The following is a 13,109-nucleotide window of genomic DNA, read 5'->3' as shown; positions in this document are numbered from 1 at the left end:
CCCCTATCGCTTAGCTACAATTACTTGCGACAATAATTCTTCTACTTTTTCCTTCTTACATAAATCAGCTGAAAATGCTGTTGCACTCCCTGTTGCAACGCCGTATTGAAATGCCTTTTCAATATCTTTTGTCTGTTCATATTTGCCTACAAACCCTGCAACAAGAGAATCTCCGGCCCCAACTGAATTAATTACAACACCTTTTGGAACAGTCGCTTCATATATACCTTCTGCCGTAAATAATAAAGCTCCCTCTCCAGCCATCGATACGATAACGTGTTTTACACCTTGTTCAATTAATTTTCTTCCATAAGGTAAAATGTCTTCTACTGTTGAAAGCTCCACTCCAAACAACTCACCAAGTTCATGGTGGTTTGGCTTAATTAAAAACGGCTTATTTTTAATTACATGTTGCAGTGCACTTCCACTTGCATCTACTACTACACGAATACCTTTTTCAGCTCCAAACGCAGCGATTGATTCGTAAAAGGTACTTGGAATAGAGACTGGTACACTCCCAGCGAGTACAACACAATCTCCAGGTTGCATACTCTCAATTTTTTTCATTAACTGTTCGAACTGCTCTTTTGTTACAATAGGACCTTGGCCATTTAATTCTGTTTCTTCTTTCCCTTTTATTTTCACATTAATGCGAGTATCTTCATCTACTTGGACGAAGTTTGTTGTTACACCTTCCGTCTGTAATACCTCTTTAATAAATTGACCAGTAAATCCACCAGTAAATCCAAGTGCTATATTTTTAACACCTAAACGCTGAAGAACACGAGAAACATTAATTCCTTTTCCTCCAGGAAACTTCATATCTTTCTCCGCTCGATTTATTGTTCCTAAATCAAAAGAAGGAACTTGCACTACATAATCAATAGATGGGTTTAAAGTAACTGTATAGATCATTGTTTATCAGCCTCAATTACATTGGTTTGTTTTTTATATTTTTCTAAATCAATTTCTAAATGGTTTGTAATAATATTTGCATCTTCAACATTTGCAATTTTCGCAAACGCAACTTCTGAAAACTTACTTTCATCAATTAAGAAATATCCTTCGTTTGCTAATGTTAATGCCATTTGTTTTAGGAGCGCTTCTTCTGGATCTGGCGTTGTAAAGCCAAGCTGTTCATGTACACCATTTGCACCTAAAAAACATTTATCAAAGCGATACTTCTGCATACTTTCCTGTGCCATAGCACCGATTAAAGCTTTCGTCCTACTCTTCATCATTCCGCCTAGTAAATACGCACGAATATTATTTTCAACTAAAGCTTCAATATGCATAAGTCCATTCGTAACGACAGTAACATCTTTATTGATTAAAAATGGAATCATTTCAAATGTTGTACTCCCTGCATCTAAATAAATACAATCACCTTGTTCAACAACGCTAGCCGCATAATTAGCAATTTGTTGTTTTATTTGAATGTTTTTGGATGATTTTTCAACCATCGTTGGTTCTTGCCCTTTTCCTGTTAAAACAGCGGCACCACCATGAACTCTTTTTAATAACCTTTGCTTTTCCAATTGTGCTAAATCACGGCGAATTGTCGACTCAGAGCTTTCTGTTCTTTCAACTAATTGCTGTAATTTTACAACTTTCTGTTCTTTTACAAGTTGCAATATCATTTGATGACGTTCAGGAGTTAACATTTTATTCACCTCTTCTTTGATTACAGTATAATGAAAACGGTCACAAAAATCAACCATAAACAGTCAAAAATAATCACAAACATTCATAAACGCTTATAAACAGCAAAAAAGAAACCTATTCGATCAAACAATCAAATAGGTTTCTTTTCTAAATTCACTTATAAAGAAGCTTTATATATACTTAGAACATCATCTTTATTTAATTTTTTAAAGTTACCAAATTCACCATACACCATCGCTTTATTAGCCATTATATCAATTTCATTTTCTCCAATACCGTAATCAGCTAATGTTGCTGGCGCTTCAATTGAAGTCCAAAATTGACGCAGTGCCTCAATTCCTTCTAACGCCACTTCTTTATCTGTTTTGCCATCTGTTTCTATATCAAATACACGAATAGCGAACTGTTTAAAACGACTTACATTTTCCTCTACAACATGTTTCATCCAGTTCGGGAATAAAATCGCAAGCCCACCTCCATGCGGTATATCATGAACAGCAGAAACTGCATGTTCAATATTATGAGTTGCCCAGTCACCTCTTACTCCCATCGCTAAAATGCCATTTAACGCCATCGTTCCGCAATATAAAATTGTTTCCCTATGCTCATAATTTTCTAAATCACTTAAAAGCTTAGGTGCTGTTTCAATGACTGTTCTTAAAACAGATTCACAATAACGGTCTTGTAGTTCTGTATTCGTTCCATGATGGAAATATTGTTCTAATACATGTGACATAATATCTACCATACCATAAATCGTTTGATCTCTCGGTACAGATGCAGTATGAACTGGATCTAAAATTGAAAACTGCGGGAATGTAACTGGGCTTCCCCATCCATACTTTTCATTCGTTTCCCAATTTGTAATTACCGAGCCTGCATTCATTTCAGAACCTGTCGCAGCAAGAGTAAGTACAGTGCCAAATGGTAATGCCTCACTAGCAGATGCTTTTTTCGTTACAATATCCCATACATCTCCATCATATTTGCTACCAGCAGCAATCGCTTTCGTACAGTCGATTACACTTCCTCCACCAACTGCTAAAATAAATTCAACTCCATTATCTTTACAAATTTGAATCCCTTTCTTTACAGTTGATACACGAGGATTCGGTTCAACACCCGTCAATTCAAATACTTCTGCATTAATATCCTTTAAAATAGAAATTACATTATCATAAATACCGTTTCTTTTAATACTGCCTCCTCCATATACGAGAAGAACCTTCTTACCAAACTGTGGAATTTCAGTTTTTAACTGTTCTAATTGATCTTTACCGAAAATAAGTTTCGTTGGATTACGAAATACAAAATTTTGCATATTTCTTTACCATCCCTTCTATATGAAAAGCAACTATACTTTTGTATACCATATTTTTTTCATTTCACAAAAAGATTTGCTTAACAAAAAAGCCCCAGCCTAAGGGCTGAGACTTTTATTGATAATAAGGTGAGATCATTAAGTAAACAATAACACCAGATAAACTTACATATAACCAAATTGGCATCGTCCAACGTACAATTTTACGGTGACGTGTTAATTGATTTGTAAAACCAAATACAAGTGCAAACAATGCAAGTGGTACAATAATTGCAGCAAGGATAATATGCGTAATTAAAATAATGAAGTACACATATTTAATGAACCCTTCTCCGCCAAAATGTGTTGCTGGCGCCAAGTAATGATACGATAAATAAGAAACACAAAATAGCAACGTCGTTGTAAATGCTGCGAGGATAAAACCACGGTGCATTTTCACATTCTTTTTAATAATAGAGTATAAAGCTGCTAATAAGAATACGAACGTAAAGCTATTAAAAATCGCATTTAACATTGGTAAAATTGTTACATCAAAATGTACTTCTCCTTCATAGCCAACAGGTCCAAAGAACAAAAATAAAATAATCGCATTTACAATTACAGAAAGCGTTATCACAATAGGAGCATAGCTTTTCTGATTTGTTGATTGATTCACCAAAATGGTCACTCCCTCTTCCTTCAAGTATGTATACATAACCTCACTATTTTAACATATTATTCACAGTGTAAATGTGACAATAGTTTGACACAGCAAGACAAGACAAAGAAAAAAATCCTTCTTAATAAAACTTCTTAAGAAGGATTTTATCGCTTTATTATTCAAATAGCAACGCGATTAATTTTTGTTAAAAAATGTATCGCTATATGCTTGAAAAATTTCAGACACTTGATATCCCATTAATGAAATTGCTGTTAATGAAAAGAAACCAATCATAAGAAATCGAAACCACATATAAATCTCCTCCTTGTATTTAGCTTAAAAAACATTAGCTACCTTACAAGTTGCGTGGCACTCTTCATCATCACTTTCCTTCTTCTTTACAATTGCTGTTATAAATCGAATCATAAAGAATAGTACAAAAGGAAATTGTTCGTAATTCACATTGGCATAGTTTAGCAACGGCTCGCGCTGCACATCGAACGGAGATGAGAAGGAATAGAACATACCTTGCTCTTCCATATATACAATTACAATTTTCATGCAAAATACTATTCCTAGAAACGAAACAATATCTTGCCATTCTGTCGTATATAACAAGTTATACAGCTCTAATACGTACTCTTCCAACATCATCCCCCCTTCCTTTTTTACCATTCTGCTCGCCTTCATATAAAAAGTCAAGAAAAAAGTTTATATTCACTATGACAATAGTAATTACTTGTTTCTATGATTCTTTTATAGCAATGATTGGGTGTAACTCTCTTCTAAAACAAGAAATTAGAATCGAACAGATTCCTCATTTTTACTTTCGGAATTCAATACTGTACTATTTTTATTTCTATTAAAAATAAAATAAGAAATTATTATAAGAAGAGTAACAAGCATCGTTAATAGTGCCTGTGAACGTAAAGATTCAATTGCGATCATTGCAACTAAAACTGCTATAATCGCAGCAATTGTAACATATGTTACATATGGAAAAAGCCACATCTTCACTTTCAAATTTTGTTGTTCTGCTTTCCCCATTTTTTTACGTATCTTGAAATGTGAAATTGCTATAACGAGATAAACGAGTAATGCAATACCGCCAGATGCATTCACTAAAAATAAAAATACTTTATCTGGAGATATGTAACTAAAAACAACTCCAATGTAAGCAAAGAAAGTTCCAAATAAAACCGCCCGAACCGGAACACCACTACTATTCAATTTCAAAAATGCCTTTGGTGCATCTCCTCTTTCTGCCATTGAAAAAAGCATTCTTGAGTTCGTATATAAACCCGAATTTAAACAAGAAAGTACAGCTGTTAAAACGATAAAATTCATAATTTGTGCTGCCGCTGGTATCCCTATATGTTCCAATACCGCCACAAATGGGCTTTTTAGTATGTTCGCTGAATTCCACGGAAGGAGTGTAACAACTACAGCGATCGATCCAATGAAAAATACGAGAATACGCCAAATCACACTATTTGTTGCTGTTTTTACTGCTTTTACAGGTTCGGCAGACTCTCCAGCGGCTACAGCAACAATCTCAGATCCCATAAATGAAAATATAACGACGGTGATTCCAAGTAACACCGAACTTATACCATTTGGCATAAACCCTCCTTGCCCTACTAAATTCGAAGTGCCAGGTGCTTCCGTTCCTGGTACAAATCCTAAAATAACAGCAAGACCTAAGCAAAGGAACAAAACAATACTTATTACTTTAATAAATGAAAACCAATATTCAAATTCTCCAAATGATTTCACCGAGAAAACATTCGTCAACGTTAATAAAATCGTTAATATTAAGCTTAATAACCAGAGTGGGATTTCCGGAATCCAGTATTGAATAATACCAGCACCTGCTGTAGCTTCTATTGCAATAACAATTACCCAGAAAAACCAATATAGCCACCCAATTGTATAACCTGCCCATGGACCAATTGCTTCTCTTGCATATGTTGCAAATGAACCACTTGTCGGATTAATAGCTGCCATTTCCCCCAGCATTCTCATAACGAAAATAACTAGAAGCCCTGCTAATGCATATGAAACGATAGAACCAGGTCCTGCCGAATGCACAACCGCACCACTTCCAACAAACAAACCAGCTCCTATTACGCCACCAATTGAGATCATTGTAATGTGGCGTATTTTGAGGTCTTTCTTAAGATTTTTATCCAACTCTTGTACATCCCCTTCCAAACTAAATTTTGAAATTTATGTAAGAGTACTGTGCGAAAGATTTTGTCCTATACTTTAAAATATATCAAAATATTCTGAATTTAACAATTGCAATTCAATCTCCTTCAAAAATTATTTCATTAGGTTTAATACTTTCCCATACACAATTGTTGAGAAAATTATAGTCCTCTTACAAAAGAAAGAATTTTCAGATATCATTAAATAAACAAGATTATACATCTAGACAACTTTTTGTATAGGAGTGTTAATATGTTAAACAAGTTCAAATTTTTTTGTTGTATTTTAGTAATGTTCTTACTACTACCGCTATCCCCTTTCCAAACACAAGCAGCAAACAATTTAGGTTCAAAATTACTCGTTGGATACTGGCATAACTTCGATAACGGTACTGGCATTATTAAATTAAGAGACGTTTCACCAAAATGGGATGTAATCAATGTATCTTTCGGTGAAACTGGTGGTGATCGTTCCACTGTTGAATTTTCCCCTGTATATGGTACAGATGCAGAATTCAAATCAGATATTTCTTATTTAAAAAGTAAAGGAAAGAAAGTAGTTCTTTCAATAGGTGGACAAAATGGGGTCGTTTTACTCCCTGACAATGCCGCTAAGCAACGTTTTATTAATTCCATACAATCTCTGATTGATAAATATGATTTTGATGGAATAGATATTGACCTTGAATCGGGTATTTACTTAAACGGAAATGACACTAATTTCAAAAACCCAACTACTCCTCAAATCGTAAATCTTATATCAGCTATTCGAACAATCTCAGATCATTATGGTCCAGATTTTCTATTAAGCATGGCTCCTGAAACAGCTTATGTTCAAGGCGGTTATAGCGCATACGGAAGCATCTGGGGTGCATATTTACCAATTATTTATGGAGTGAAAGATAAACTAACATACATTCACGTTCAACACTACAATGCTGGTAGCGGGATTGGAATGGACGGTAATAACTACAATCAAGGTACTGCAGACTACGAAGTCGCTATGGCGGATATGCTCTTACATGGTTTTCCTGTAGGTGGTAATGCAAATAACATTTTCCCAGCTCTTCGTTCGGATCAAGTCATGATTGGACTTCCTGCAGCTCCAGCGGCCGCTCCAAGTGGCGGGTACATTTCTCCAACTGAAATGAAAAAAGCTTTAGATTATATCATTAAGGGCATTCCTTTCGGAGGAAAGTATAAACTTTCAAATCAGAGTGGCTATCCTGCATTCCGCGGCCTAATGTCTTGGTCTATTAATTGGGATGCAAAAAACAACTTTGAATTCTCTAATACTTACAGAACATATTTTGATAATCTTTCCTTGCAAAAATAATAAAAAACAACAATAGGTTACATAACCTATTGTTGTTTTTTATTTATGTAAATTACTTTTTCACTTCTACATGATGAAGAGATTCTTTTTCATCTCTTACATAACTATTCACAAGACTTAAAAGTAATTTACCACCAATTAACATTGCTTGTTCATCAAAATCAGCACGTAGCGCTATCGTCTTCCCAGGTCTTCCACCTTCAATTACGCCGATTACTCCTCTGCTCCCGATATTTGTTTTCACATCAATATGAAAACTTTTTAAGATTTCAGCTATTTTTCTCGGCGTTTCTATTTCTTGCAACGATAGCTCTGGATATTGATGAAAATCTCTTCGTCATGAAACTATTTGGTTATATAAACTTTCCAATTCTTTATGCCATGTTTCTATCCTAGAAATTCCCCTTTCTTTATTTAACACTTTAAACAAAACTTACATAATATTCAGTATTTAACCATTAAAAAAAGAGAACTTTCTCTAAAAGTCCTCCTACTATTCTAGTCACTATTTTGCTTCAACACAAAAATTGAAAGTTCAGGTACACTCCAAAATCTAACAGGCATCCTAGTAGTCCCAATGCCACGATTTACATATAAATATAACGGCTTACTCTTCCCCTCTACTTCATACATACCTTCAACATAGTTCTCAGCTAGTTTGGTAGTAATTAACGGACCTACAAAAGGAATTTGGACTTGTCCTCCGTGACTATGTCCTGACAGTTGAAGATCAACTGGGTAACGATTGATTTTGGTTACAACATCCGGCTCATGTACTAATAACATGTTGAAATCATTTTGTTTCAAGTTTTTTAAAGTTGAATCTATTTGCGGCTTCCCTAATAGAAAATCATCCAAACCTGATATTGTAATATATTTGCCGTTTTCCACTTTAATTTTCTGCACTTCATTTACTAATACAGAAAAACCAGCTTCCTCCATATATTTTTTGTAAAATAAACTACCGCCCCCGCCCCTATCATGATTCCCAAACACAGCATATTTCCCTAAGGGAGCGTAAATTTTCTGCAAAATAGCCTTCGCTTCTTCTCTTTCCGCACTATAAGACCCAAATTTATCTATTAAATCTCCAGTAAAAACTACTATATCTGGATGTAATTCATTCATCTTCTCCACTAAATGTTCAAGTTGTTTCAGTGTAAACTCTGGTCCTAAATGTACATCTGAAAACTGTAATATTTTTTTATTATTAAATTCTTTAGGAATTGCAGAAGCTTCTATTTCATTCCACGTAACTGTTACTAATTTTCGTTCTATTTCTGTCGCATAATAATACAAACTTACTGGTATCATTAATATACTTATAAAAATAATAATAAATATCTTTACGATTGATTTTTTTCGTTCTTTTTTTACATGATTCGTATTCATGTTTTCACCTCTAGAAACACTTTAAATCCTTATTGTTACATTAATGTGACAACATGAACAATGTTATCAATATGTCGTTCCCTCTCTATTCACTTTGACAATTTTATACAGAAGTCATAACATATTTTTATAATACGTAGATTTTTGAATTTTTTCTATTCATTCCATCATTTTATTACGGAGGGGTTATTCATGTCTGTATTTACACCAGAAGAAATTACGAAACTTGCTGCGAATTCAGGAAGGAAAAAAGGTCATTTATCATTGCTCCCTATGCTAATTCTTGGTTTTTTTGGTGGTGCTTTTATCTCATTAGGGTATTTACTCGATATTCATGTTATTGGGACAATGCCAAAATATTGGGGATCATTTTCTAGTTTTCTAGGCGCTGCTGTATTCCCTATTGGTCTTATTCTCGTTATTCTTGCAGGCGGTGAACTAGTTACTGGTAACATGATGACAGTTTCTATGGCCTGGTTCCAAAAGAAAATTACTTTATTTTATTTCATACGAAATTTAGTTATTGTTACATTTAGCAATTTCATAGGAGCTGTATTCGTAGCCTATTTTTTCGGTCATATCGTCGGCTTAACTGAAGGAGCTTTTTTAGCGAAAACTATTTCTATCGCTCAAGCGAAACTACAAGATACACCATTGCAAGCATTTATTTCTGCAATCGGATGTAATTGGCTCGTTTGTTTAGCTGTTTGGCTCAGTATGGGAAGTAAAGAATTTATCGGAAAGATTATCGGTATTTGGTTCCCAGTTATGACTTTTGTTGCGATTGGATTTCAACACGTTGTAGCCAATATGTTTGTCATCCCAGCTGCGATTTTTGCCGGTCATTTCACTTGGGCTGAATATTTTCCAAACTTTATTTTTGTTTTCTTTGGAAATTTAGTAGGGGGTATGTTATTTGTAGCACTACCTTACTTCATATCTTATAATAAGAAACTACCTTCTCATCAAGAGAAGACTGAAATGAAGAACAAATCTCTATCCGCTTAAATGGAATGTCTATAAAGTGTCCTAAAAAATATTACAAATTTCATTTTTTTTGCGAATATATGTACGTACACTTGTTCTCGAATGTTTTATACGTTATAATAACAACTTAAATAGCATTATTTACATATGAGGTGAAAAACATGAACAAAACAGAATTAATTAAAAACGTAGCACAAAATGCTGAGATTTCTCAAAAAGAAGCTACTGTAGTTGTACAAACTGTAGTAGAATCAATCACTAACACTTTAGCTGCTGGTGAAAAAGTACAACTTATCGGATTCGGTACATTCGAAGTTCGCGAAAGAGCTGCTCGTACAGGCCGTAACCCACAAACTGGTGAAGAAATGCAAATCGCAGCTTCTAAAGTACCTGCTTTCAAAGCTGGTAAAGAACTAAAAGAAGCTGTAAAATAATGAAAAATATCCTTCTCATTTATGAGAAGGATATTTTTTTCATAACATAATTAATAAAAATCTGACCATTATGCTGTTTCTTTTGTTCTTTTATGCAAATAAAACCTTTACTTTTAAAAAAAGGTTTTGCGGTAATGCTCGCCTCTGTATATATCTCCCTATGCCCCAATTTCACTGCTTCTTTTTCTAACATCTGTAGTATGTATGAAGCGACTCTTTTCCCTTGATAATCTTTATGTGTAAATAAACGATCTACGTAATGATCATCGTTATAATCCCCAAATCCCAATATCACACCGTTATGATCCGCTACATAACTAATATTCTTCTCTAAAGACTTTAACCAGCTTTCTCTATCTAGTCGATTTGGTGCCCACGCCTGTAGCTGTAACTCATTATAATCTTTTGCATTAACCGTATGAACTGTCTCATAGAACAATTGTAATACTTGCTCTAAATCTTCTTTCTGAAATGTTCTAACTATAATATCTTTTAACATATATAAGTCTCCTTACCAAACTACCTCTTAACTTTTCTACTACATACGATTCCATATTTCTTCTTTATTATATCGTTTTAATTTCTATACGAACAAAAAAACAATACTTATTCAAAGTATTGTTTTTTAATTCTATTCAATTACTTTAATGTAGCTTTTTAAGACTTTAATTTAACTCTTTGTAATCTTAATGCATTTAATACAACGGATACAGAACTAAATGCCATCGCTGCTCCAGCAACCCAAGGTGCTAAGAAGCCTAATGCCGCGATTGGAATTCCTAACGCGTTATAAGCTAATGCCCAGAATAAATTTTGTTTAATATTTCTTATCGTCATTTTACTCATAAAGATCGCATCAGCAATACTATTTAAATCCCCACGGATTAACGTAATATCTGCCGCTTCCATCGCTACATCCGTTCCTGTTCCAATTGCCATACCGATATCCGCCGTAGCAAGAGCAGGAGCATCATTTATTCCATCTCCAACCATTGCTACTTTCTTACCTTGTGCTTGGAGTTTTTTCACTTCTTCTGCTTTTCCTTCTGGCAATACTTCTGCAATTACGTGATCAATACCAACTTGCTTTGCAATCGCCTGAGCAGTTTGTGTATTATCTCCTGTAATCATCACAACGTCTAGACCCATTTTTTTCAGTCTTGCGATAGCTGCTTTTGAAGTATCTTTCACAGTATCTGCAACGGCAACTATACCGGCATATTCTTTATCGATTGCAATAAGCATTGCTGTTTTTCCTTCTCGTTCTAGCGCTTCCATTGATTTAGAAACTTCTTCAATATCAATATTGAATTCCTTCATTAATCGACGTGTGCCAATTAATAATTGTTTTCCTTCTACAACTGATTCGATACCGAATCCTGGAATCGCTTCAAACGTTTCTGAACTTGGGATATCAATTTTCTTTTCTTTAATTCCTTCTACAATCGCTTCTGCAAGTGGATGTTCAGAATTTCTTTCTGCTGCCCCTACTAAACGTAGTATTTCTTCTTCACGGAATCCATCTGCTACAATTACATCTGTTAACACCGGCTTCCCGTTTGTCACAGTACCTGTTTTATCTAGAATAACTGTATCTAATCGGTGTGTTGCTTCTAAATGCTCCCCGCCCTTAAATAAAATACCATACTCAGCCGATCTTCCTGATCCTGCCATAATAGATGTAGGCGTTGCAAGCCCTAATGCACACGGACAAGCGATAACAAGTACGGCAATCATTTTCTCAAGTGCTCCGCCAAAATCACCAGGTGTAACAAATAGCATCCACACTGCAAATGTGATAATTGCAATCACAACTACAACTGGTACGAAAATACCTGAAATTTGATCTGCTACCCTTTGAATAGGAGCTTTTGAACCTTGAGCCTCTTCTACTACTTTAATAATTTGAGCTAATGCAGTATCTCTGCCTACCTTAGTGGCTTTCACTTTTAAAAACCCATTTTTATTTATTGTAGAACCGATTACTCCATCTCCAATTGTTTTATCAACCGGAATACTTTCGCCTGTTAACATCGATTCATCTATCGCTGACTTTCCTTCTACAATTTCCCCATCTACTGGGATTTTTTCACCAGGCTTTACATAGACGATATCACCAGCTACTACTTCTTCAATCAAAATTTTTATTTCTGTTCCATCTCGCACAACTGTAGCTGTCTTCGCTTGTAAACCCATCAATTTTTTAATCGCTTCTGATGAGCGCCCTTTTGCTTTCGCTTCAAATAATTTACCTAAAATAATTAATGTAATAAGTACCGCACTCGTTTCAAAATATAAATCTGTCATATGTTCCGAAGAACCAATAGATTGAATACTTAAATATACACTATAGAAATAGGCGGCCGACGTTCCAAGCGCCACGAGAACATCCATATTAGCACTTTTATTGCGTAACGCTTTATAAGCCCCAACATAAAACTGTCCACCAATGATAAATTGAACAGGAGTTGCAAGTGTTAGTTGCACCCAAGGGTTCATTAACATATCTGGTAAATAAATAAACGAAGTAAATGAGAAATGACTAACCATTGCCCACAATAATGGGAAAGATAAAATAAACGAAATAATAAACTTCTTCTTTTGTCGCTCAATTTCTTGTAATCGATGATCAGTTGATGCATCTTGATCATCTGGTTTCACTTCTAATTTATATCCTAGCTTCGTAATCACGCTCTTCATTTCATTTACATTAACTTCATCAGGATTAAAGTCTACTGTGGCTGATTCTAAAGCAAAATTTACTGTCGCCTTGTTCACACCATCTAACTTATTTAAACGCTTTTCAACTCTATTTGCACATGCTGCACATGTCATTCCTGAAACAGTAAATTCAGCTTTATCACTTACAATTCCATATCCTAACGATTCAACTTTTTCTTTAAATTGTTGCGGATTTGTTTTAGTTGGATCGTACATTATTTTTGTTTTTTCAAGCGCAAAATTTACATTTGCCTCATGAACACCTTCTACTTTTTTTAGACCTTTTTCAATTCTATTTGCACATGCCGCACATGTCATTCCTGATATTTGAAGATTGGCCTCTTTTTTTTCATTCATGTCTCTCACCTCTATATACCCTTATGAGGTATAATTATTAGCAAAA

Annotated in this window: 12 protein-coding genes and 1 pseudogene; 3 read left to right on the top strand and 10 right to left on the bottom strand. The window is 34.6% G+C overall.

Annotated elements, in window-relative coordinates; translation table 11 throughout:
• Positions 1 to 3: 3 nt before the first annotated feature.
• The 6 genes from pfkB to gabP form a co-directional block, all read right to left on the bottom strand.
• Entirely contained in the window at positions 4 to 915 is a 912-nt protein-coding gene (pfkB, locus tag N2V92_RS16410) for a 1-phosphofructokinase (RefSeq protein WP_000640856.1), read from the bottom strand.
• Positions 912 to 1,664: a DeoR/GlpR family DNA-binding transcription regulator gene (locus tag N2V92_RS16405; RefSeq protein WP_000957288.1), complete on the bottom strand. Its 753-nt coding sequence runs from the start codon at positions 1,662 to 1,664 to the stop codon at positions 912 to 914. Before N2V92_RS16405 ends, pfkB begins: the two co-directional genes overlap by 4 nt.
• Before the next feature lie 158 nt (positions 1,665 to 1,822).
• A complete protein-coding gene (locus N2V92_RS16400; RefSeq protein ID WP_016077363.1) occupies positions 1,823 to 2,986 on the bottom strand; it encodes an iron-containing alcohol dehydrogenase in 1,164 nt (387 codons plus the stop codon).
• Between the two features lie 115 nt (positions 2,987 to 3,101).
• A complete protein-coding gene (locus tag N2V92_RS16395; RefSeq protein WP_000248061.1) occupies positions 3,102 to 3,644 on the bottom strand; it encodes a DUF420 domain-containing protein in 543 nt (180 codons plus the stop codon).
• 318 nt (positions 3,645 to 3,962) lie between these two features.
• Complete coding sequence (locus N2V92_RS16390; protein ID WP_003309818.1) at positions 3,963 to 4,301, bottom strand: hypothetical protein; 339 nt, start codon at positions 4,299 to 4,301, stop codon at positions 3,963 to 3,965.
• Positions 4,302 to 4,424: 123 nt separating this feature from the next.
• Positions 4,425 to 5,819, bottom strand: coding sequence for a GABA permease (gabP, locus tag N2V92_RS16385; RefSeq protein WP_000360101.1), 1,395 nt, complete (start codon positions 5,817 to 5,819; stop codon positions 4,425 to 4,427).
• Between the two features lie 270 nt (positions 5,820 to 6,089).
• Here gabP and N2V92_RS16380 point away from each other — a divergent pair, with 270 nt between their 5' ends.
• Positions 6,090 to 7,172 (top strand): chitinase, encoded by a 1,083-nt coding sequence (locus N2V92_RS16380; RefSeq protein ID WP_000932447.1) that lies wholly within the window; start codon positions 6,090 to 6,092, stop codon positions 7,170 to 7,172.
• Positions 7,173 to 7,326: 154 nt separating this feature from the next.
• Here N2V92_RS16380 and N2V92_RS16375 read toward each other — a convergent pair.
• Both N2V92_RS16375 and N2V92_RS16370 read right to left on the bottom strand, forming a co-directional pair.
• Positions 7,327 to 7,563 (bottom strand): annotated as a pseudogene (locus N2V92_RS16375) (amidohydrolase); the annotation flags it as partial.
• A 107-nt stretch (positions 7,564 to 7,670) separates the two neighbouring features.
• Positions 7,671 to 8,564: a metallophosphoesterase gene (locus N2V92_RS16370; protein WP_001095333.1), complete on the bottom strand. Its 894-nt coding sequence runs from the start codon at positions 8,562 to 8,564 to the stop codon at positions 7,671 to 7,673.
• Positions 8,565 to 8,756: 192 nt separating this feature from the next.
• On the opposite strand from N2V92_RS16370, the gene N2V92_RS16365 reads away from it, so the two are divergent.
• Positions 8,757 to 9,572, top strand: a complete 816-nt coding sequence (locus tag N2V92_RS16365; RefSeq protein WP_000110552.1) for a formate/nitrite transporter family protein — start codon at positions 8,757 to 8,759, stop codon at positions 9,570 to 9,572.
• A gap of 140 nt (positions 9,573 to 9,712) precedes the next feature.
• Positions 9,713 to 9,985: an HU family DNA-binding protein gene (locus tag N2V92_RS16360; RefSeq protein WP_001043904.1), complete on the top strand. Its 273-nt coding sequence runs from the start codon at positions 9,713 to 9,715 to the stop codon at positions 9,983 to 9,985.
• Between the two features lie 19 nt (positions 9,986 to 10,004).
• Here the strand turns inward: N2V92_RS16360 and N2V92_RS16355 are convergent, their stop codons facing one another.
• Together N2V92_RS16355 and N2V92_RS16350 are read right to left on the bottom strand one after the other, a co-directional pair.
• Positions 10,005 to 10,484, bottom strand: a complete 480-nt coding sequence (locus N2V92_RS16355) for a GNAT family N-acetyltransferase (RefSeq protein WP_000910172.1) — start codon at positions 10,482 to 10,484, stop codon at positions 10,005 to 10,007.
• A gap of 158 nt (positions 10,485 to 10,642) precedes the next feature.
• On the bottom strand, positions 10,643 to 13,063 hold the full coding sequence (locus N2V92_RS16350) for a heavy metal translocating P-type ATPase (protein ID WP_001003184.1): 2,421 nt from the start codon (positions 13,061 to 13,063) through the stop codon (positions 10,643 to 10,645).
• Positions 13,064 to 13,109 lie beyond the last annotated feature (46 nt).

It is taken from the genome of Bacillus sp. CH_48 (genome assembly GCF_038008465.1).
Lineage (GTDB): Bacteria > Bacillota > Bacilli > Bacillales > Bacillaceae_G > Bacillus_A > Bacillus_A thuringiensis_S.
This window is presented reverse-complemented; position numbering and strand designations above follow the sequence as displayed.

Coding starts and splice junctions, on each gene's coding strand:
- pfkB (WP_000640856.1), bottom strand. CDS start 915: ATGATCTATACAGTTACTTTAAACCCATCTATTGATTATGTAGTGCAA.
- N2V92_RS16405 (WP_000957288.1), bottom strand. CDS start 1,664: ATGTTAACTCCTGAACGTCATCAAATGATATTGCAACTTGTAAAAGAA.
- N2V92_RS16400 (WP_016077363.1), bottom strand. CDS start 2,986: ATGCAAAATTTTGTATTTCGTAATCCAACGAAACTTATTTTCGGTAAA.
- N2V92_RS16390 (WP_003309818.1), bottom strand. CDS start 4,301: ATGGTAAAAAAGGAAGGGGGGATGATGTTGGAAGAGTACGTATTAGAG.
- N2V92_RS16380 (WP_000932447.1), top strand. CDS start 6,090: ATGTTAAACAAGTTCAAATTTTTTTGTTGTATTTTAGTAATGTTCTTA.
- N2V92_RS16370 (WP_001095333.1), bottom strand. CDS start 8,564: ATGAATACGAATCATGTAAAAAAAGAACGAAAAAAATCAATCGTAAAG.
- N2V92_RS16365 (WP_000110552.1), top strand. CDS start 8,757: ATGTCTGTATTTACACCAGAAGAAATTACGAAACTTGCTGCGAATTCA.
- N2V92_RS16360 (WP_001043904.1), top strand. CDS start 9,713: ATGAACAAAACAGAATTAATTAAAAACGTAGCACAAAATGCTGAGATT.
- N2V92_RS16355 (WP_000910172.1), bottom strand. CDS start 10,484: ATGTTAAAAGATATTATAGTTAGAACATTTCAGAAAGAAGATTTAGAG.
- N2V92_RS16350 (WP_001003184.1), bottom strand. CDS start 13,063: ATGAATGAAAAAAAAGAGGCCAATCTTCAAATATCAGGAATGACATGT.